The sequence below is a fragment of the Pseudomonas sp. MS01C9 genome, from assembly GCF_058202755.1.
The window spans coordinates 465602-486535 of sequence record NZ_CM177073.1; the positions used below are offsets into that span (position 1 = coordinate 465602).

The 20934-nt window shown below is 53.9% G+C and carries 20 protein-coding genes and 4 tRNA genes; 10 read left to right on the plus strand and 14 right to left on the minus strand.

The annotated features are described in order from the left end of the window. The first annotated feature begins 199 nt into the window (after window positions 1-199). Entirely contained in the window at window positions 200-631 is a 432-nt protein-coding gene (locus AC1M7R_RS02180) for an HD domain-containing protein (RefSeq protein ID WP_072392314.1), read from the plus strand. A 329-nt stretch (window positions 632-960) separates the two neighbouring features. Here AC1M7R_RS02180 and AC1M7R_RS02185 read toward each other — a convergent pair whose 3' ends face one another. After that, window positions 961-1308, minus strand: a complete 348-nt coding sequence (locus AC1M7R_RS02185) for a DUF2388 domain-containing protein (protein WP_490610202.1) — start codon at window positions 1306-1308, stop codon at window positions 961-963. Window positions 1309-2158: 850 nt separating this feature from the next. After that, a complete protein-coding gene (locus tag AC1M7R_RS02190) occupies window positions 2159-2359 on the minus strand; it encodes a hypothetical protein (RefSeq protein ID WP_072392303.1) in 201 nt (66 codons plus the stop codon). A 324-nt stretch (window positions 2360-2683) separates the two neighbouring features. Between AC1M7R_RS02190 and AC1M7R_RS02195 the strand changes: the two genes are divergently transcribed. Further along, window positions 2684-2845, plus strand: a complete 162-nt coding sequence (locus AC1M7R_RS02195) for a hypothetical protein (protein WP_165887429.1) — start codon at window positions 2684-2686, stop codon at window positions 2843-2845. A 513-nt stretch (window positions 2846-3358) separates the two neighbouring features. After that, on the plus strand, window positions 3359-4315 hold the full coding sequence (locus tag AC1M7R_RS02200) for a tyrosine-type recombinase/integrase (RefSeq protein WP_490610203.1): 957 nt from the start codon (window positions 3359-3361) through the stop codon (window positions 4313-4315). 62 nt (window positions 4316-4377) lie between these two features. Here the strand turns inward: AC1M7R_RS02200 and AC1M7R_RS02205 are convergent, their stop codons facing one another. After that, the gene (locus AC1M7R_RS02205) at window positions 4378-4863 is read right to left on the minus strand and encodes a hypothetical protein (RefSeq protein ID WP_490610204.1); all 486 of its coding nucleotides are present in this window, start codon (window positions 4861-4863) and stop codon (window positions 4378-4380) included. A gap of 699 nt (window positions 4864-5562) precedes the next feature. Between AC1M7R_RS02205 and AC1M7R_RS02210 the strand changes: the two genes are divergently transcribed. The 3 genes from AC1M7R_RS02210 (at window position 5563) to AC1M7R_RS02220 (ending at window position 7894) form a co-directional block, all read left to right on the plus strand. Continuing rightward, a complete protein-coding gene (locus AC1M7R_RS02210; protein ID WP_490610205.1) occupies window positions 5563-6078 on the plus strand; it encodes a hypothetical protein in 516 nt (171 codons plus the stop codon). After that, window positions 6075-6479 (plus strand): hypothetical protein, encoded by a 405-nt coding sequence (locus tag AC1M7R_RS02215; RefSeq protein WP_490610206.1) that lies wholly within the window; start codon window positions 6075-6077, stop codon window positions 6477-6479. Before AC1M7R_RS02210 ends, AC1M7R_RS02215 begins: the two co-directional genes overlap by 4 nt. Before the next feature lie 776 nt (window positions 6480-7255). Next, window positions 7256-7894, plus strand: a complete 639-nt coding sequence (locus AC1M7R_RS02220) for a hypothetical protein (RefSeq protein ID WP_490610207.1) — start codon at window positions 7256-7258, stop codon at window positions 7892-7894. Window positions 7895-8624: 730 nt separating this feature from the next. Here AC1M7R_RS02220 and AC1M7R_RS02225 read toward each other — a convergent pair. Further along, window positions 8625-9605: an HNH endonuclease gene (locus tag AC1M7R_RS02225; RefSeq protein WP_490610208.1), complete on the minus strand. Its 981-nt coding sequence runs from the start codon at window positions 9603-9605 to the stop codon at window positions 8625-8627. 324 nt (window positions 9606-9929) lie between these two features. After that, on the minus strand, window positions 9930-10871 hold the full coding sequence (locus tag AC1M7R_RS02230) for a DUF4145 domain-containing protein (RefSeq protein WP_490610209.1): 942 nt from the start codon (window positions 10869-10871) through the stop codon (window positions 9930-9932). 371 nt (window positions 10872-11242) lie between these two features. Between AC1M7R_RS02230 and AC1M7R_RS02235 the strand changes: the two genes are divergently transcribed. The 3 genes from AC1M7R_RS02235 to AC1M7R_RS02245 all read left to right on the plus strand — a co-directional run bounded on the left by AC1M7R_RS02235 (window position 11243) and on the right by AC1M7R_RS02245 (window position 12988). Then, a complete protein-coding gene (locus AC1M7R_RS02235; RefSeq protein WP_490610210.1) occupies window positions 11243-11473 on the plus strand; it encodes a hypothetical protein in 231 nt (76 codons plus the stop codon). A 110-nt stretch (window positions 11474-11583) separates the two neighbouring features. Further along, window positions 11584-12153 carry a recombinase family protein gene (locus AC1M7R_RS02240; RefSeq protein ID WP_490610211.1) on the plus strand — a complete coding sequence of 190 codons (570 nt, stop codon included), beginning with the start codon at window positions 11584-11586 and terminating at the stop codon, window positions 12151-12153. Window positions 12154-12526: 373 nt separating this feature from the next. Then, entirely contained in the window at window positions 12527-12988 is a 462-nt protein-coding gene (locus AC1M7R_RS02245) for a hypothetical protein (protein WP_490610212.1), read from the plus strand. A gap of 905 nt (window positions 12989-13893) precedes the next feature. Here AC1M7R_RS02245 and AC1M7R_RS02250 read toward each other — a convergent pair. Both AC1M7R_RS02250 and AC1M7R_RS02255 read right to left on the minus strand, forming a co-directional pair. Further along, on the minus strand, window positions 13894-14196 hold the full coding sequence (locus AC1M7R_RS02250; protein WP_490610213.1) for a hypothetical protein: 303 nt from the start codon (window positions 14194-14196) through the stop codon (window positions 13894-13896). A 254-nt stretch (window positions 14197-14450) separates the two neighbouring features. Beyond that, window positions 14451-14527, minus strand: a tRNA-Val gene (locus AC1M7R_RS02255). Window positions 14528-14710: 183 nt separating this feature from the next. Here AC1M7R_RS02255 and AC1M7R_RS02260 point away from each other — a divergent pair. Beyond that, window positions 14711-15994 carry an NAD(P)/FAD-dependent oxidoreductase gene (locus tag AC1M7R_RS02260; protein ID WP_072430680.1) on the plus strand — a complete coding sequence of 428 codons (1284 nt, stop codon included), beginning with the start codon at window positions 14711-14713 and terminating at the stop codon, window positions 15992-15994. Between the two features lie 220 nt (window positions 15995-16214). Here AC1M7R_RS02260 and AC1M7R_RS02265 read toward each other — a convergent pair. The 7 genes from AC1M7R_RS02265 to AC1M7R_RS02295 all read right to left on the minus strand — a co-directional run bounded on the left by AC1M7R_RS02265 (window position 16215) and on the right by AC1M7R_RS02295 (window position 20884). After that, window positions 16215-16291: transfer RNA gene (locus AC1M7R_RS02265), tRNA-Asp, on the minus strand. A 90-nt stretch (window positions 16292-16381) separates the two neighbouring features. Further along, window positions 16382-16458, minus strand: a tRNA-Asp gene (locus AC1M7R_RS02270). Window positions 16459-16516: 58 nt separating this feature from the next. Further along, window positions 16517-16592: transfer RNA gene (locus AC1M7R_RS02275), tRNA-Val, on the minus strand. A 168-nt stretch (window positions 16593-16760) separates the two neighbouring features. Next, a complete protein-coding gene (locus AC1M7R_RS02280) occupies window positions 16761-17516 on the minus strand; it encodes an SDR family oxidoreductase (RefSeq protein ID WP_092180064.1) in 756 nt (251 codons plus the stop codon). Continuing rightward, on the minus strand, window positions 17513-18724 hold the full coding sequence (locus AC1M7R_RS02285; RefSeq protein WP_072430681.1) for an O-succinylhomoserine sulfhydrylase: 1212 nt from the start codon (window positions 18722-18724) through the stop codon (window positions 17513-17515). The genes AC1M7R_RS02280 and AC1M7R_RS02285 overlap by 4 nt, the downstream gene beginning before the upstream one ends. 52 nt (window positions 18725-18776) lie before the next feature. Then, window positions 18777-20282: an amidophosphoribosyltransferase gene (gene purF / locus AC1M7R_RS02290; RefSeq protein WP_072392290.1), complete on the minus strand. Its 1506-nt coding sequence runs from the start codon at window positions 20280-20282 to the stop codon at window positions 18777-18779. A gap of 41 nt (window positions 20283-20323) precedes the next feature. After that, complete coding sequence (locus tag AC1M7R_RS02295; protein ID WP_072392287.1) at window positions 20324-20884, minus strand: CvpA family protein; 561 nt, start codon at window positions 20882-20884, stop codon at window positions 20324-20326. Window positions 20885-20934: the final 50 nt, after the last annotated feature.

A 20934-nucleotide genomic window follows, 5' to 3' on the forward strand; every position in this document is an offset into this window, starting at 1 on the left:
GGGCAGTGGTTCGGTCTCGTCCGGCCTGGATTCATTCCCTCGAACAACAATCAAGTGCAATGCGCCCTCTGTATCAGGCGCCGTCCCTGTGCAGACACCTCAGATGAATGACGAGCCCGACGGTCCCGGGGTGTAATCGTCGAAAAGGCATGACATTCTCGCTTACCGGCAACAATCGAAAGCGGACGAGGGAAAGGTCGTGAGCACACTTGAAAAGGCTATATCGATTGCCGCTCTGGCCCATGAAGGGCAGACCGACAAAGGCGGCGCGCCTTACATCCTGCATCCTTTGAACGTCATGCGGCGCCTGGCCCATGAGGACGAACGGATCGTCGCGGTATTGCACGATGTGATCGAAGACACCCGGGTGAGCATCGCCGATCTGCGCAAGGATGGCTTCAGCGAAACGATCCTCGCCGCCATCGAGTCTCTCACCAGGCACGAAGGCGAGCCTTACCAAATCTTCATCGAACGGGCTGCCCGCAATCCCCTGGCTCGTCGAGTGAAACTGGCCGATCTTGCGGAAAACAGCGATTTGTCACGGATCGACAGGCCCGGACCGAAAGACCTGGAGCGGGTAGAGAAATATCGCAAGGCCGTGGAGTATCTGACGGCTTTAACGAGCGTCTAGAGAAAAACCGGAGCCTTCCAGCACGGGCGAAGAAAGCCCCGGCTGATATGCCAGGGCTTCCCCACCCGAGAGCGGGATTATTTCTGCTTCACGGCATCAGGCCAATGTGAACGTACCGAAGCCACTGCCAAAGAATTCACCGCTGATATTCGCTGAATACTGTTGCGGATGAACCAAGACGAGTAAAGACGGTACGGGGTAGGAACAGTGTATCGGCGAAGAGGCTGAGCGGCAGGTCGAACGAGTCCAGAACATTTTCAGCCAGGCTCTGCGAAAAGTATGAGGCGTCGCCAAGCATGAGCCGCTTGAGCATGGGAGGTGAGAATCGGTCAGTAAGACGTTACGATCACTCGGGCCAGTTGCCGATCTGACATCAGAGGCAAGCTGTGGGTCGCTCGATAGTAACGGGAGGCCTGCTCAAAATGCGCCCCTCTGATCTCGCCATCTGATCCGATGAATACAATCGCATCACTCTTGGCGGACTTGAATATGGCCGGCCCATCTACGGTGAAGGCCGTCGTTGCGCCAACGATCATAGTCGGCACCAGCGTCGTAGCGGTCAATGCTCTCTCGACCGGATTTTCGACATACCACGCTCGCGCCTCAGCGCTGAGCAATGCCCAAATGGCAATTGCCAGCATTCTTAATGGAACCATCTCTTCTGTTCTTCCCAGCATGCAAAAGGCCGTCACGGTAACAAAGCGAGATACGGTTGGAAACAAAAGCTCGGCCCGAAGGACTGCAACCCGCGCGGCAGGGAGACGCCCTTGCGCCGTATCCCAGACAATGCCTTTAGCACGTCCATGACTTGCTAACGGTCCCCCAAGGACCTGAGATGAATATTGAGGACGCGCGCACCGCTCCTTCATCGAAGCAAGACATTTTCGACCGTCTGCCACCCCATTGGAGGGACCGCCTCAAACATTACGAAGCATGCCAGATCACCAGATCAGCACGCCCCCGGTGGAATACCGTCCTTGTTGAAATCCTTCAGACGCTCACGTTCCTGCTCTGTGGAATGCGCAGGGGTGTCGTTCTTGGGCGGGTCTTTTTGCTTTTCATCGGCCATTGCAGTGTCCTCTGGGGTGGATAAGGGTTTTGGCCATGCAAGGCGTTGGCAGTTCGATTTTTCGAGGCCCTCGAAAAGAAACCCCCAGGAGCAATGCCCCCAACAGGACCCAGGATGACTTTGCGCTACGCCGCCATAGCAACAGGCCGGCGATTGCCAGCAGCAAGCAGGTGGAGCCGACTAATGAGCGCGATATCGGCCATTCTGGCTTGGCTCCAGCCCTCGCCGACCAGCCAGCAGGCAATTTTTGAATGTACGAAAAAGGCAGTAAATCACGGCGAGGTTGCCGGGACCGAGCGTGAGATATTCCTTACCAGAGGTGCAGGATTATCCATAATTTCCAAATCCATGTAGATGACCGGCCAATCCAGCCGACCTGCGAAGTCTACCCAGGACTAGCCGGGTCAAGAAGCTGACGAAGCGGTCAGTCTTTTACAGGAGAACCCTGCCTTTTCCGTTCAATGAAGAACCCTGCGACTCTCTCCAATCCTGATCCGATCCAGTGCCCTGTTTAAGGCATCCAGGGCATTGAGCAGAGCTTTCGCCTCCGCTTCCCGCCCATCGCCCCAGAGGCGTTCCGCCATGATATTAAGCGCCTGGATAGAGCGCTCGATATCAGCAGCCGTCACTGCTTTGCTTTCCTGATGTTTCTTTGGCATTGATCAACCTATCTCCAGGGTGTTGCGTCACCCGCTTCAATGCGAATACACAACAACAGAACACCATGCGGATGTCCAAGCCGGCAAGCAGCCAACCTTCACTCCCTCCCCCACGAGCGCCTCATGCTCGAACATTACACGGGTTCTGGCCGATACGGAGCTTTCCATCGTGACGACGCTGGGACTGCATACTCGACCCAATCACTCTTCGAGCCCTGCCTTAGCACAAATCAAGCGTCCCATGATGAACATACGTTCACCGCAAGCAAGGTCCGATGCGTCTACCCTGCGGGTTCCAACATAGTGACTACAGGAGTGACCACCATGTTCTCGCACGAAAGCGTCCCACTGATCATCATCTTCATCGTCATGCTGGTGGCCGTGCTTGCGGCATTTCTGCACCCCGTGCATGCACTCTATAGCTGGCTTCGCAGACGCAGGGAAAGATCAGCCGTCGGCGTGACAGAGAAAGAAATTTCCCGCTGAAAATTGGCCCCGATCAGGCCCGGTGCGCCGGGCTTTTTCTCGGGATCCAGGTTCAACGCAAGCCTTCACCATCGCTACTCGATAGTTCCCCTCCGTGACTTGCACCGTTCGATGAGCTCTTTCCAGTCTCTACGTACGCCACTGTCGAAAAGAAGCCACCTATCAACCAGCGTTACGGTGCCACGGTCCCCCTATAGTCGCTCACGGCTAAAGAATGACGGAACAGCGCCTACGCCACTTTTCTGTCTATTCGCAGAGGGAGGAGTTTGTTGGGACTGTTGCGCCGAGCCAGAGCGGCTGGATGGGACTGGACTTTTGCCAGCGGCAAACAAAAAAGGGCCAACCTCTCGGTTGACCCTTCTAGACCGCCCAGCAGAGCGGATTTTGTTTGGTAGGCGCGATTGGACTCGAACCAACGACCCCCACCATGTCAAGGTCTGCTAGGAGCAAGCGCCTAGCCCTGGTGCTCTTGGACTTCACAGAACGCCCATTCACATCTATGAGGCGTCAACAATGGCAAATTTCCGCTTACTTCCGTCCGGTAACTGGAACGCACAGGTACGAGTAAAGGGAAAATCTCCACAGTCCAAAACCTTCAGCACCAAAGCTGAAGCAGAGTCATGGGCGAACCAAATCGAAGCCGTGACGGTGAAACGCAAGCATCACACCATTTACACATTAGGCATGACCTACTGCGAAACGATGCTCAAGGGAAAAGGCAGCTATGACCATGCACTGAAGATCGTGGAACATCTAGGCAGGCACTTCACCCAGCCTATTCACGAAATCACGCCGCAGATGATCAATGATTTCAAGATCATGCGACTGAAGAAGGTGAAGCCATCCACGTGCAGGACGCAGCTGGCATTCATGTCGCGGTTCTACCGATTCGCAAAACGCGGCTTGCTGATCGACATTCACAACCCTGTAAGCGATATCGCACTCCCAAAGCCTGACCGGTCTTCTGATAAGGTGGTACGTGCGAGCGAGCTTGAGCGGCTGCTGGCGAAGCTTTCACCAACCATGAAGCTTATCGTTGAACTGGCATACGAAACTGCCATGCGGCGATCCGAAATCCTGAAGCTGACGAAGGACTGTCTGCACCTCAAAGAACGCATTGCTGATGTAATCGATGGGAAGAACGGCACAAGATCAGTTCCCCTCACCCACCGTGCCGTTGAAATACTCCAGCTTGCCGAACTGTGGGCCACTGTGGGACGCCACCCGAACGGCCAAGTGTTTACGGTTACACCGCATGCCGTAACTCAGGCTGTTCGCTTGGCACGCGTGAAGGCAGGCTTAGACAGTAGCGTCCGTCTTCACCAACTCAGGCATACCAGAATCACTAACGTAGCGAAAAAGGGATTCAACAACGCTCAGATCATGATCGTCTCAGGACATAGAGATACTCGATCCGTAGCGCGTTACTCTCACTTGAACGTCAGAGATGTGCTACACCTGATCGACTGATGAAAGAGCTGCCAGCAATCGTCCCGGCCATTACTGGCAGCTTTCCGCATCCTCGATGCCGCCTACATCGGATTACGACGCTCAAGCTCGGCAGCGGCTTCTAATGCTAGCGCCAAGATGCTTGCATTTTCTTTGAAGTCATCTGGGTCTGATGAGCCTTCATGCAGCACTCCTCCCGGCGATACATCCCTGATCACACTGTCGGCGTACTGGTAGAACTTCACAATCAGATTTGCATCCTTGAGCTTCAGCGATCCGAGCTTGCTAATGTTTGCCACATAGACGCGGCAATAATGCTCCGGTACGGGTACGTGGTACTGAATCGTAACTCTATCGTTCTCGGGGATTGCTTCAAGGTCATCGGCGGTCTTCCGAAGGTCTTTTAGGTACTCTCTCGCGCTGGCTATTTCCTTGAGGGCAAGCACCTCTGCTACTAACGCAACCTTTACTACTTTCCGTTCGTGGTGAGTTTTCCAGAACCAAGCAATAACAGCGGTACACACAGGCACTGCAACGCCGAATATGGAGATAATTTGAGCTGAGTCCATTTGATTCACTCATAGGGGCTGATGATGGATTGTAGCTAGCTCTGACTAATAGAGAATCGGCTGAGACGAAAACTACAACTACCAAATCTGCGTAAATATCGAAAATCCGCTTGACGATACAAGTAAATTCCTGCTAGACACTTGACAGTAAGCGGGTATCATGGTAATATAAGGTACAAGAGATAGAAAAATTATTTCTTCTTTCCTCCCCTCGTAAAGTCCCAATTCAAAACATTAAGATCGACCCAGTCCGCTGAGGTTGGTTTTCGTGTGGCCGAAGGTTTTAGGATGCCTTCCACACCGGTTAGCAAGTCCGGGGCCGAACACTTGCTAGGCCGAGGTTGTATCACCTAGGGCTCGCCCGACAGGAGCGATGTGCCGATTCCTGTCAATTAATTCGCAATTCACTCATGTAACTTAGAATGACTTGTGCATTCATTAACCGAGCGTTTCATCGTCTCGGTTTTTTCTTGCATAATTTTCAGTTCCGTTTCACCTGCCGTTAACTATCAAACAACTTCATCCATAGGAGACTCCGTGGCTCGTATCATTATGCGTGCATGCCGTAATCCGTCATGTGCTAAAGGGGAGTTCCCCAGTTCCACCTCAAGAGCGGCTTACTGTTCATCAGCTTGCCGACTGATCCATCATAGACAACAAAAGAAACTACAACAAAACCCAGTAGAGGTAACAAATACAATGAGTAAGCCATCACAATTGTTCCAGCCAGACCCGCAGCACCTGCAACGCCTACAGGAAATAGAGGTGAACCGCTACAACACTAACACCCAGTGCAATATCCAAGGACGTGAGCAGTTGGGGATCATGGAAGTATTCGAGGTGCAAGGGCTTCAACAAACCCTCGATAAGTATGTGGAACTCACCTCGCTCGGTTATACAGCAACCGGCGAAATCACCCATCTTCCCAAACTGATAGCAACGCCTACCATCGATTTCGGAGTCTTGTCATTACGTAAGCCTCAAGCGCAAGTTGACGAGGATATCGCCAGCATCAAGGCCTCTGTTGAAGCCGATTATCTTTCCCGCTTGGAAGCAGAGAAAGCCGCTGCTGTCGCCAAGGAAGTGGAATCATTGCTCGCTAACGAGCGCCGTAAGAAACTCCAGGCTGAGTTAGATGCAAAGACTGCCCAAGAAGCAGAAGAATACGCCAGAGTAGAAGCTGAGGTGCTAGCGGCTCTTGGTGGTAAGCCATGATAGATACCGCTCTTATCGATCCAAACACTCTATCCGGTACGGAGCTGTTGCTTAGACAGCAGTTTGCCAAAGAGACACTTTCTACAAGTATCCCAACTAAAAAGCTCCTACAAGCCTCTGTAAGCGCTTCTAGTGGCGAGGCGCTACATACGCATCAGCAGCCTAACATAACGCCTCCTGCAGGCTCTCAGAAGGCTGTATATAAGTCTGCAAGTGGTCGAACTGGAGTAGTTACAATTTTGATGGACTCAAGCAAATATAGTGATGGGGTAATTACTAAAGCTTGCAATGAGTTTAATGCCATGCACCCTGAGACGATGAATAATAGTTATCAATTACCCTGCGCCTATGAAGGCATTCCCGCCGGATCATGGGTTTATATAGAATTTGAGGAAATTTAATGGAAAGACCCGCTACGCTGCAACAAGCTCTGACTAAAGAGCCCGAATACTTTCTTCTTCTCCGTGTCCATCACCCAGCAAACGTGCCAAACTTCGTTAGGCTTGTCTCGATGTATGTCCAGCGTCGTGGCGAAAGTAATTTTGGATATCACTGGTTTGTTTACGACGAAAACTCAACCGTTGTCGCTATGCACGGCAGTCGTAACAGTCTAACGTTCATTGCTGAGTATATATCTCAGTATCGGCATCACCTTCCAAACGGCTATGAAGTTATTTATCGTGGGCGTAGCGATAAAACCTTTAGAGGTCTCGCTGATTACTTCTATGCTCGCCGTCTCGGATTTCGGGAGGGGCGTAGCCTATGAGCGAAGAGATTATTGCCCTGCAAATGGAACTAATAATGCAGCGAGTTTATATAAGTGCAATGGAGGCAATGAAAGCTGCTCACGATATATCTTGTCTTCTCCGACGCCCTGTGATGCGTTACATCGCAGTTAACAGACGCGGCCTGCGAGTCTGGGTGGTAAGCCTGGATAAAGTCGCCCAGAACGCACTGTAGGGGCTTGTAGCGGTAATTTGATATAGTGTAACTAACTAGCTTGACAAATTGGGTCAAGAGGCGTATAAAAGCGCTCTTTCCAGAAGTCCCCACCGAACGTTCTCGACATACCCGCAAGGTAACGTCAGGCGTCGGTTTTGTGCTGTCTGAGATTTGACCCTACCCAACCCCAACGAGGCATTTGTCTATGGCATAAACAAACACAGGAGATATATAAATGGCAGTAAGCAAGGTCACTGACAGCACCCGCAAGCAAGCAGTGCAAATGCGCTCCGAAGGCGCATCGTACAAAGATATCGCAGCGACGCTTTCTACAGCGGGAGTTACCGAGAACTGGTGCAAGCGGAATCTTGGCGCGGTTGGGGTGTTTGACACTCACTACTTCTTGATGGAACAGCTTATTCCGCTGGCGACTCGCCCGGAAGGAATTTCTCGGATGGAGTTTCGCACTAAAATCAAAGTCGCCTATGGCATTCCATTTGATGAAGCGATTCCCTCGGCGATAGAAAAGAAAGCCCGCCGTGCTTTGCCCGAAGACGCATATATCCGCCCGGACTGGATGGAGCCAGAAGCAGCGCGTGCGAGTCAGAATGAAATCCTCCAAGACGCCATCATTCTGTTTGATCGACTCGATGAAATGGTTGCTGAGTTCTGCGAAAAGTACCCTACCGCCAGCCCTTGGCATGTTCGCCAAGAGATCATTACTTTAGGTCTCGGCAATCATCCCGCTGGCCCTATGGTTCAAGGCAAGAGAATGCTGGACGCAGTTGACACTATGGAAGGAAGAGTGACGCAGAGCGCAGCGGAGGAGTTTTCTTTTCCGATTGATGAAGAACTCAGTCATCTGTGCATCTGAACTTTCTGTCTGTATAGATTATTCAAGAGTTCAGTTGTTCACTTAGGGGGGGGCGAGTCCTCACTTGTGAACTTTATGTCCGTAGAATATTACCTAGGTTCAGTTGTTCACTTGAATTACGGTCGGATAAAGAGAGAAGCGAACGCCAGTGCGGAGCACTACGGTTTCAACACCTTGATGGACAATAGCCGCATCGTCCCGATTCTGGATCAGCCCACCATCAAATCAAATAATATCAACACATATCAAGGCTCTTCGCTTTTGATCTCGCTACACCAAAGGTGACGTGCAATGACTGTCAGCGTTCGCTGACAGGTTTACTACTGAATGCGAATGCATTCGTTTATGCACCCAAGCAAAAAGCAAGATCAAAAGCAAAAGCTGGATTTTTGTTATATTTTATTTGTGTCGAGGTATACCCGTTAGGGCGTGGGCGGTCACGCCATAGCTGAGTCAAGATGAAAGCTAACCGCTTTCGGTGTAATTAAGGCAGCGTAGCTGCACTGTACTGCGCATACGGTTAAAGCTACACTTTTTACGATTGTCTTATGATTTTAGAAAGTAGAATAAAGCAAGAGTAATCGCTATCACCGAAAGCACAAATATCTGGCCGCTTTTAAGTTTGCGAGCAGCATCATCAGTCGTTTACCCGACGATAAGTTTCGCCGTCGCTTAACCATTGGGCTTCGTTTCAAGCGCTCGCGTATTATGAGTTGGAAGGTGGGTGTGGTCAGATTTTATATCCAAGATCTTGTAGGCTCATTCCAACAAACTCCGGCTTTTCTTCAATACCCTCGAACGAGAAGTTAATTTCCTCTTCGGAGTATTTTATTCTAGTCGTTTTTTCCAAATCAATGACTTTCCATGCCACACGACCATATTTTGACCCGAACTCTTGAGGGATGGGGATTGCAACAAATTTCATGGCGTCTATCGGTAAGGCATGATCGTCGTTTGAGGGAACTATTATCTGGTAAACAATATTTCCAAACGCTATGAGAAACATGCATTTAAATCGCAATGATACTAGATCTTTTTTCTTGTAAACCATCAGCGTAAGGCGTGGGAATGGGCGCGGCCCGGGTACATAAGCTCTGAACATTTGCAGCGGGTGGAGTGGGCGATCTTTAAAGTATGTATGATCAGGCTCTCTAATCCACTTAATGGCACTAGTAAAGTTTGGAATTTCTTTTCTGTCGATAATTGAAAGCGCGATTTTTACCAAGCTTTTGTAAACAGCGATAGGAATGTACGCAGGTATCTGGAATCTCAATGTGGCGGTGTTTTTAGCTGGATCCAATGAAAAATGAGGTTCATCGCGGCGAGCCAGAATTTTGGGCATCTCGTCGTTTTTTACATCAAACCTAGCCCGATGGTCCTTAGACTTGTAACTGGGAATTTTCCTGGTTTTTCCTTTGATCTGGCCTACCGTGCGGTGGTGCCGAGTGTATTTGTCTAAGCTATCCTCTAAGTGATCAGAAAAATACTTGTTACAGCGGTCACATTCGGAGTTCAGTATCAATTGGTGGTTGCCTAAAAACTCTGGTGCTGCATGTGATTCATTGTTGAATTTGACCGTCGGTGTTTCCAGACCGCAAAATCGGCAGCTTCCTTTTTTATCTAGATGTATTTTTAAACCGTGACCCACCGTGTAATTTGCAATAATGTCGTATCCACTGTCATAAAAAATAACTCGTTCCAATGGGTTCATTCTTTCAAATTCCTTGAATTGATTACTGGCGGATTGATTGTAGCAATGGCATTCGCAATCAGTGTCAGCCTACATTATGTGGTGAACCCATTGCTCAGCTATAGTAAGTTTGTAATGGTCGAAAATTCACAGGAAAAAATTGAATTTCACTTCCGCAATCCCGAGCCGTCAATAGCCATAAAATACGCACCGTTGTACCCGTTAGGTCTCGACGCTTTAAATTTTAAATAGCTTAAGTCACAGTGGCATTCATCATCTAATTTTTTTGCTTTAAACAAAGAAGTCCCCGCTAATGCGGGGCTCTCCAGGGAAATATTTTTCTCTTTAAAACGGAATGTCGTCTGGGAACTCTTCATCTTTCTTAAAGTGTTCGGTTACGACATCGTAGAGTTGAATAGTTTTACCGTTTTCTGTTTGTACACTGGCCTTAGTTAGGAATGGTATCTTGCCATTATCTATATCAGAGATTAGCTGTGCTTCAGTGGTTTCTAGATTGACAGCGACAAGTCGCTTTTGTCTCCCTAGTAATCCAATGAGATTGGTAGCCAACCCGCTCTTATGCTTACCAGCGCATAATTCCAGCAAAGCCATGAACTCAGGATAGGTCTCAACGGTAGTTTCCAAGCCTTTCGCTCTACTCTCCAGAATGAAGACCGCGTTTAACAAGTGTTCAACAATCTCTAGTGCTACGCGAATGTCACCCACTGATGGCTGCTTGATTTCATGCGCCGCATCATTTCCCAAAAAACGAATTGCATGAAGGCGTTTCTTGTCCCCATTTGAAACGTGTCCCGCCCTAAATAGCGAATCAATGCGTTTCTGTAGGTTTGTTCCTGATATTTCTAAGTGGTTGCATACTGCTTCGATACATGCTCTGAGTCCTATGCTGCCTAGGGTGTTAGCATTTTGACTCAGCGCCATAAGGGTTTGGCGATATATATTATTTATCAATCTAGGAAGCAGATGTGTTGAAGTGAGCGGTCTATGGTTTTTAATTACGCTTGGGTAAACATTTGTAATTACTTCGTGATGGAGTTCACCCTCGAAATCCTCCTCGATCTGATCAAAATCCTCATGCTTATGCTGAAATGAATAGGTATGGCATCCCAAGCATCGTACAACACACCAAGAATCGAGCTCGTTGGTATGCCATTCTTCGATCTTCTCAGTTGCCACCCCCATCACCTCGTGGCGGGTGCTGCTGTTGCATTTTCGGCAATCGCTGCGTAGTACTGTGCCTATTTTTATGCGGTTTTCATCAGCCACAATTCACTTCCCTGTAGGTTTAGCTGTAGTGGCCTAATGCTACATTTTGTTTCCTGTTTCCGTCTATACTATTTCAGAACTCGACCAGCATGCCCTCCGAATACCTATCGAAAACCTTGTGAAAACTACGTTTTCGAGACTCGCTGTACCTAGTCACTGGCTAAATCGATGCGCTGCAAGCCAGAATTTTAGGGGCTTCTCACGCCCCTTGACTAAGCTCGCCTCGGTGAGAACGTCTCAATCCGAGGTTTCTGCACCAAAATGGCAGTTTTGACCCTAAATCGCTGATTTCTGCATGAGCAAAACCACCCAGCCCCGTCCTGTCTTGAGCTATCTTAAGATCCATGCCGCCTCTTCATGGATACCGTCACATGACAGACCAGACCGAAGCCATAGCTACCGCCCTGGAGCTACTTCAGATCAATCAAGACGGAATCGGAGCCGCTTTAGAAGAGCTTGCCAAATGGGTGGGGCAAAGGGGGTCCAGAGAGATTGAGGGAAATGTCTTCGCAGCTTTGCAGGTGCTGAGTGTGAATGCTGATGGGATAGCTTCCGCTATTCGGGTGCTTAGGCAGGAAGTGGTCTCATCAAACGACCGTTAAACGATACCAATCTGACGGGCGGTATTAGGTATCATCTAAGTAGGCTTCTTGATTTGTTGATGCGATGGTAAGCTGATACCACGTTAAACGATTCCAAGGAGCTATCCGCCATGTCCCGCACATTCCTCTATGCACGCTGCTCGACAGCCTCACAGTTCACCGAGAACCAGACCCAGGAGGTTAAGGCTGCTGGCTTCGACGTGCAGGCTAGTCGGGTAGTCGAGGAAACCATCTCAGGTAGCATTGCCGCCAGCGAGCGCCCCGGCTTCAAGAAGCTCTTAGACCGCATGGAGAGCGGAGACGTGTTGATCGTCACCAAGCTTGATCGCCTAGGCCGTAATGCGATGGATGTGCGTCAAACCGTTGAGCACTTAGCCTCTAATGGCATCCGTGTGCATTGTCTAGCATTGGGCGGAGTGGACCTAACATCACCAGCGGGCAAGATGACTATGCAAGTGCTGGGTGCTGTCGCTGAGTTTGAGCGTGACTTGCTGATCGAGCGTACTCAACAGGGCCTGATACGCGCCAAGGCAGAGGGCAAGAAGCTAGGTAGACCTGAGGCAATCAGCACGACGGCGGCAGTGCAGCGTCTCAAAGCTAAGGACCTGACACAGGCTCAAGCAGCAGCAGAGCTGGGTGTGGGTATTGCCACCGTTAAGAGGCATTGGAACAAGGCTTGAAGTAGGCGTGTAGCGACGTGTAAACCCGCCCTGAGCGGGCTTGATTGCGCCTGCATCCCATGCAAGCGAAGTCAATTGCTAGGCTGAATCAGCCTCAGAGAACGACCTGGGGGGGCTGGGTTATTTTGGAAAAGCTGACGCTTCCATTGACCCGGGTTGCACACCGTTAAGCACCGCCAACAAGACTGACGAAAATCAGCCAATCTTATTTTTCTAGACTGAAATGAGGTCGCTGTCAGAGGTGCGTTGATTTCCGGCGCGGGGGCATGAATATGGCGAAAGGCAAGCGCAGTGGACGGTATGAAGTCTTAGTGCCACCATGCTGTCCCTGCCTCGCCCGATTCGGGTGGTGCATGATGAAAAGGAGCTTCTTATGCAGTGGATCTGTGATACATGCCGCACCCAGATTAGCAACGTCAATGATGGCTGGGCGGAGTGGCAAGCTCGAGAAGAGAATAATGGGGTTTGGGTGAAGCATTCGCCACGAATCGTCCATCACCGCCCTTCGTCCCCCCGGCCTAACGGCTGCCAGTATGATGAACGCGCTCTTCATGCGAACGGGAGGAATATTGTCGGTGATTTGCCTTTATCGCATTTTGTAGGGGCAGATGGGCTAATCACTCTTCTGGGATTCATATCCGAGGGATACTTCGAGCTGGAGCAATGCTTGGAGTTGATCAAGAGGACTCAGGTGCCGGATTACGACCTGGTGCGAGGGCATTTCGAAGAGGCTATCGGCGCTGGGGTGTTCGAGCCAAATAGCAAGCCGGGCTATTACGATGTAGATGAAATTCAAGCGGTGAAGCGCTGGCTAAGCGAGAGGGAGAGCGACTGACGGGGCGTGCGCGTCAGCAATGAGCCACCAAATCAGCGAAAGCTTGGTGGCTTGTCGCTAACAGTTACCGTGGCGGTCTACGGGTGTGTTTGCACACATCCTCCCATTCCCCATTGCGAAAGCGCTGGTACTGGCGGACGTGGACGGTTTTGTCGCTGATGGTGCAGTTAATGACCATTTGGTCGTTCCTCTATCAGTGTGATTCGTTAGTCACACGTGTCCAGAAGCGACCACCGATCATTCACCTGTTGACGCGATAGCGATCAATTGGCTTTAATGGCGTCCTTCTCTTGAACCGTGCTCAAACGCATGCGTCGGAGGATGCGAGCAGTTACGTGACGTTTTCCCGACAGAAACGTAACTGCTCGTAGACATCTTCAGCTCAAACCCCATTAATTTGGGGTTTTTGCGTTTGTGGTGCCATCATAGCGGTTCCGGTGTGCCCCTGCAAGCCTCTATAACGCATTCTGAGCGTTTTCTCCTTTATACGTATCCGTATTCCTCTTTGTGGCCACAAATACGCTCCTACAGGCTCTCAAGAGGCCCTCAATAGGCCCTGATGAGGGACTCAGGACTAGCGTTTCAATAGCGTCAGAATTTGCGCTAGTGCGGACGCTTTGTGAAAAGTGGGCGTTAGAGTCGCCTGGAAAACTATATCTTGGGGGTGGCGGCTCTCATGAGCCACTAGATGGTGTGTTTGGCCGAATGGTTATGCCTTCAGGTTGTGGATAAGCCTGTGCATAATTTGGGTCTAAAGCAGAATGGGGGTCTGAAAGCCGCGATCCGACTGGATCCAACCTTTTCTCCAGATTTTGACGTACGGTAGGTGATCCTGGGGATATCTGGCGGTTGCCTAAGGTTCTCCTACTATATAGAAGAAGAATTTTTGCCATTGGCGAGACCACTCACCTCTTTCCGTGATCCCCGTACGAATACCCCATCTTCGATGTCGCTTCCTTGCTCTCTCTGAGGTAGATCTCACTCAGCGTCCACCTCAGCTTCTCGTTCTCGATCTTCAGCGTTGCAATCTCCTTCAGCACACTCCGGTACATCACGATAAGCCCAGCAAGCTCCCTGTGGGCTGCTCTGAGGTTGCGGCGTGTTAACTCCAGATCGCTACAGAGGAGGTCGCACTGATGCTTTAGCAGCTCCCCATGGGTGGGCATCCCCAGCTCAAAGCCTGAATCGTCCACCAAACCATCTTGCATTGCCGTCGCACCAAATACTGTACAAATGAACAGTATCGGTACAAGAGCGGGTTTTCAATCTGTGGGCGATGGGTGGTGATTCGACAGGAGTAAAAGGAGAAATAGCCTTCGGGAAGAAGGCTAATGAAGCGTTCACATTGCTCAGTGTGAACGATCCCGATATTTTGTGAACGTTCTGCATGAAACCCCAGACGCAAAAAAGGGCCAACCTCTCGGTTGACCCTTCTAGACCGCCCAGCAGAGCGGATTTTGTTTGGTAGGCGCGATTGGACTCGAACCAACGACCCCCACCATGTCAAGGTGGTGCTCTAACCAACTGAGCTACGTGCCTGCTGTGAGGCGGCATTCTACGGAATTCCGAAGGGGTGTCAACACCTTTTTTTCACCTAACCCTATGAATATGCAAAATATTTAATTTCGCCGGGGCAATGAAGTATTTGCGGTGGCTGGCGGCGGATTTTTATCTCGGGTAGGATCGGCGCATTCGTAAAAAATATAAAACAGAGGTTGCAGAATGGCGAACACTCCTTATCCAGCGTCTTACTACGCCGCATCGGCCAACCCGGCTGCGTCGCGCCCGGCCCTGCAAGGTGACGTCGAAACCGATGTGTGCGTGATCGGCGCTGGCTATACCGGCCTGTCCTCTGCCCTGTTTTTGCTGGAGAACGGCTTCAAGGTCACGATTGTCGAGGCCGCGAAGGTGGGGTTTGGCGCATCGGGTCGCAACGGCGGGCAGATCGTCAACAGCTACAGCCGCGACATCGATGTGATCGAACGCAGTGTCGGGCCGCAGCAGGCACAATTGCTGGGCAACATGGCCTTCGAGGGCGGTCGGATCATTCGTGAGCGGGTGGCGAAGTATCAGATCCAGTGCGACTTGAAGGACGGTGGCGTCTTCGCAGCCCTTACCGCTAAACAGATGGGGCATCTGGAATCGCAGAAACGTCTATGGGAGCGTTTCGGCCATACCCAGCTGGAGCTGCTGGATCAACGCCGCATTCGCGAAGTGGTGGCGTGCGAAGAGTACGTGGGTGGCATGCTGGACATGAGCGGCGGGCATATCCATCCCCTCAACCTGGCGTTGGGCGAAGCCGCTGCGGTGGAGTCCCTTGGCGGGGTCATTCATGAACAATCGCCGGCGGTGCGCATCGAACGCGGTGCAAGCCCGGTGGTGCATACGCCACAAGGCAAGGTCAGGGCCAAGTTCATCATCGTGGCGGGCAATGCCTATCTGGGCAATCTGGTGCCGGAGCTGGCGGCCAAGTCGATGCCTTGCGGCACCCAGGTGATCACCACCGAGCCTCTGGGGGAAGAGTTGGCCCACAGTCTGTTGCCCCAGGATTATTGCGTCGAGGACTGCAACTACCTGTTGGACTATTACCGACTGACAGGCGACAAGCGCCTGATCTTCGGCGGCGGCGTAGTGTATGGCGCGAGGGATCCGGCGAACATCGAAGCGATCATCCGTCCGAAGATGCTCAAGGCCTTCCCCCAGCTCAAGGATGTGAAGATCGATTACGCATGGACCGGAAATTTCCTGCTGACGTTGTCGCGTCTTCCACAGGTGGGGCGTCTGGGCGACAACATCTACTACTCCCAGGGCTGCAGCGGCCATGGCGTGACGTACACGCACCTGGCAGGCAAGGTCCTGGCCGAGGCGCTGCGTGGTCAGGCTGAGCGTTTTGATGCATTTGCCGATCTGCCCCACTACCCGTTCCCTGGCGGCCAGCTGTTGCGCACGCCGTTTGCGGCGATGGGTGCGTGGTATTACGGGCTGCGGGATAGATTGGGGTTCTGAGGCTCGCCCCCTGAGTCTTGCCAACTCAGCAAGCAAGGGCTGCTTCGCAGCCCAGCGGGAGCAAGCTCGCTTATCACGGGCTTGTTCCGATCTTCGCAATATCGTTACACCAGAAACAAAAAACCCCGGTCTTTCGACCAGGGTCTTTGCTATCGATCAGAAGTCCGCTGTACGGCTTTCTTCCTGGCTTCAAGGCGTTCAGTGGGCCTCGAAGCAGATATGGCGCAGCGGACGGGACTCGAACCCGCGACCCCCGGCGTGACAGGCCGGTATTCTAACCGACTGAACTACCGCTGCGTATCGCTATGGACTTGCGTCCAGTTAACTCGTCTGACCAGGGCCTTTGAAGCCTCGATCTCGAACCAGGCTGACCTGACTCGGTAAATATGGCGCAGCGGACGGGACTCGAACCCGCGACCCCCGGCGTGACAGGCCGGTATTCTAACCGACTGAACTACCGCTGCGCGTCGGTGGAGGCTTTTGACGGCTTCCATCTTGCTTTCGCAAGACTCTCATGGAACATGGTGGGTGATGACGGGATCGAACCGCCGACATTCTGCTTGTAAGGCAGACGCTCTCCCGGCTGAGCTAATCACCCTTTGCTTCGCTGAGGCCGCGAAATTTACGCAGGTGCCGAAGCTAAGTCAATAGCAGGGTTGGATTTTTTTCAAAAACAGCTTCGAGCTGCACGCTTCGAGCGGCAACTCGCAAGCCCCAACACCGCATAACCACTTGCCGCTTGTAGCTCGCGACTTGTGGCTGCTGTTCATTCATAAATCATTTTCTTGGTCATGCCGCCGTCCACCACGAACTCCTGGCCCGTGACGAAACCGGCGTTACGCGACAGCAGCCATGCCACCATTGCCGCCACGTCCTCGACCGTCCCTACCCTGCCCGCCGGATGCTGGGCGTGATCGGCGTCGGTCAGCGGCTGCGCGCGGCGCTGGGCCGGGTCGCGGGCGTCGATCCAGCCAGGGCTGACGGCATTGACGCGGATTTCCGGCCCCAGACTGATCGCCAAAGCGTGGGTCAGGGCCAGCAAGCCGCCCTTGCTCGCCGCGTAGGCCTCGGTATCGGGCTCCGATTGCGCGGCGCGGGTCGAGGCCAGGTTGACGATGGCGCCGTTGTGAGCGCGCAGGTAAGGCGCACAGTGCTTGGCCAGCAGCATCGGGCCGCCCAGGTTCACCGCCAGGACCCGGTTCCAGTAGGCCAGGTCGAGGCTTTCCAGGGTGATGTTGTGCGGGTCGGCAATGGCTGCGTTGCACACCAGCGCATCGAGCCGTCCGAATTGCCCGAGGACTTCGGCGATGCCCGTCGCCACTTGCGCCTCGTCCGCCACATCCATGCCAATGAACCAGGCGCCATCCCCCAGGGCCTTGGCCACCCGGGAGCCGCGCTCGCGATCCAGGTCGGTCAGGACCACCTGCCAGCCCTCACAGATCAGCCAGGCCGCAATGCCGAGGCCGATGCCCCGGGCGGCACCCGTTACGAGTGCGACCCGGCCATGAGTGCCTTCGATCACAAGGCCGCCAACCCACGAGCCAGATCGGCTTGCAGGTCCGCCACGTCTTCCAGGCCCACCGCGATGCGGATCAGGCTGTCACGGATGCCCGCCGCCTCACGCTCCTGGGGCGAGAGGCGACCGTGGGAGGTGGTGCTCGGATGGGTGATGGTGGTCTTGCTGTCGCCCAGGTTGGCGGTGATGGAAATCAACCGGGTCGCGTCGATGAAGCGCCAGGCGCCCTCCTTGCCGCCCTTGACTTCGAAACTCACCACCGCACCGAACCCCCGTTGCTGGCGCACGGCCAGGTCGTGCTGCGGATGGCTCTTGAGGCCGGCGTAATGCACCTTCTCGATACCGTCCTGCTGCTCCAGCCACTCGGCCAGGGCCTGGGCGTTGGCGCAATGCGCCTTCATGCGCAGGCCGAGGGTTTCCAGGCCCTTGAGGAAGATCCAGGCGTTGAACGGGCTGAGGGTCGGCCCGGCAGTGCGTAGGAAGCCCACGACTTCCTTCATCTGCTCGCTGCGACCGGCCACCACGCCGCCCATGCAACGCCCCTGGCCATCGATGAACTTGGTGGCCGAATGCACCACCACGTCCGCCCCCAGCTTCAGCGGTTGTTGCAACGCCGGGGTGCAGAAGCAGTTATCCACCACCAGCATGGCGCCCTTGGCGTGCGCGATCTCCGCCAGGGCGGCAATGTCCACCAGCTCGGCCAATGGGTTGGAGGGCGATTCGACGAACAAGAGCTTCGTGTTGGCCTTGATCGCCGCATCCCAGGCGGACAGGTCCGCCAGGGGCACGTAGTCGACTTCCACGCCGAAGCGCTTGAAGTACTTCTCGAACAGGCTGATGGTGGAGCCAAAGACGCTGCGCGACACCAGTACGTGGTCGCCGGCGCTGCACAGGCTCATGACCACCGCCATGATCGCCGCCATGCCGGTGGCGGTGGCAACCGCTTGCTCGGCGCCTTCGAGGGCGGCGATGCGCTCTTCGAACGCCCGCACGGTGGGGTTGGTGTAACGTGAATAGACGTTGCCGGGCACTTCGCCGGCAAACCGCGCCGCCGCATCGGCAGCGGTACGGAATACATAGCTGGAGGTGAAGAACATCGGATCGCCGTGCTCGGCTTCCGGCGTGCGGTGCTGACCGGCGCGAACCGCCAGGGTGTCGAACGCTACGCCTTCAAGGTCGCTGTCCAGCCGACCGGCATCCCAATCCTGACTCATGCTGCCACTCCTCGGTTAAACGCAAACCGGCCCCTCGGGGCCGGTTCGTCACTCAGTTGTTATACAGATCGATGATCGCGCTGACCGCCTGGGTCTTGGCCTTGGATGCATCGTTGCGGGCGCTTTCGATCTTGTTCAGGTATGCCTCGTCGACATCGCCGGTGACGTACTTGCCATCGAATACCGCGCAGTCGAACTGCTCGATCTTGATCTTGCCGCCGCCTACCGCTTCGATCAGGTCCGGCAGGTCCTGGTAGATCAGCCAGTCGGCGCCGATCAGGTCGGCGACTTCCTGGGTGGTGCGGTTGTGGGCGATCAGCTCATGGGCGCTCGGCATGTCGATGCCATAGACGTTCGGGTAACGCACGGCCGGGGCCGCCGAGCAGAAATACACATTCTTGGCGCCGGCTTCGCGGGCCATCTGGATGATCTGCTTGCAAGTGGTGCCACGCACGATGGAGTCGTCCACCAGCATGACGTTCTTGCCGCGGAATTCCAGCTCGATGGCGTTGAGCTTCTGGCGTACGGATTTTTTCCGCGCGGCCTGGCCCGGCATGATGAAGGTGCGACCGATGTAGCGGTTCTTCACGAAGCCTTCGCGGAACTTGACGCCCAGGTGGTTCGCCAGCTCCAGGGCCGCGGTGCGGCTGGTGTCCGGGATAGGGATCACCACGTCGATGTCGTGGTCCGGGCGCTCGCGCAGGATCTTCTCGGCCAGCTTCTCACCCATGCGCAGGCGGGCCTTGTAGACCGAGATGCCGTCGATGATGGAGTCCGGACGCGCCAGGTAGACGTGTTCGAAGATGCACGGCGTCAGGGTCGGGTTGGTCGCGCACTGACGGGTGAACAACTTGCCGTCTTCGGTGATGTAGACCGCCTCGCCCGGAGCCAGGTCGCGGATCAGGGTGAAGCCCAGCACGTCCAGGGATACGCTTTCGGAAGCGATCATGTACTCGACGCCTTCGTCGGTGTGACGCTGGCCGAACACGATCGGACGGATGCCATGGGGGTCGCGGAAGCCGACGATGCCGTAGCCGGTGATCATCGCCACCACGGTGTAGCCACCGACACAACGGTTGTGCACTTCGGTCACGGCGGCGAACACGTCTTCTTCGGTAGGCTGCAGCTTGCCACGCTGGGCCAGCTCATGGGCGAAGACGTTGAGCATCACTTCCGAGTCGGAATTGGTGTTGACGTGGCGCAGGTCCGATTCGTAGATTTCCTTGGCCAACTGCTCGACGTTGGTCAGGTTGCCGTTATGCGCCAGGGTGATGCCATACGGCGAGTTGACGTAGAACGGCTGAGCTTCGGCCGAGGTCGAGCTGCCGGCGGTCGGATAGCGCACATGGCCGATGCCCATGTGGCCGACCAGGCGTTGCATGTGGCGCTGATGGAACACGTCACGGACCAGGCCATTGTCCTTGCGCAGGAATAACCGGCCGTCATGGCTGGTCACGATACCGGCAGCGTCCTGGCCGCGGTGCTGGAGCACGGTTAGCGCGTCATACAGCGCCTGATTGACGTTCGACTTACCGACGATACCGACGATGCCACACATGCGACGCAACCCCTACTTAATGGATCTGAACTGAACAACGATCACTGCGGCGTTTTGGCCGTCGGCAACAGTTGTTCCTTGAACGGTATTTCAGCGGGTACGCTGATACCGCTGGCAAGCCACTGACTGCTCCAACCCAGGATCAGGTTCTTGGACCAGTCTGCGACCAATAGAAATTGTGGCACGAGCCGGGACTCCTGCCACCACGAATCCTGCTGCACCGGTCCCAGGCTCAGCAGCCCGACGGCCACGACCACCAGCAAGGCGCCACGCGCCGCGCCAAAGGCCATGCCCAGGAACCGGTCGGTCCCGGAAAGCCCGGTGACACGAATCAGTTCGCCGATCAGATAATTGATCATTGCGCCGACCAGCAAGGTGGCGATAAACAAGATGGCACAGCCCGCGATCACGCGAGCCGACGGAGTTTCGATGTATCCGGCAAGGTACTGGGACAGCGAACCACCAAACATCCAGGCCACGACCCCCGCGATGATCCAGGTCAGCAGCGAGAGGGCTTCCTTGACGAAGCCGCGACTCAGACTGATCAATGCGGAGATGGCGATGATTGCAACGATCGCCCAGTCAACCCAGGTAAATGGCACGGTGCAGCCTACAGACGGATAAGGCGGCGCATTTTAGCAGAGCGCAGGGC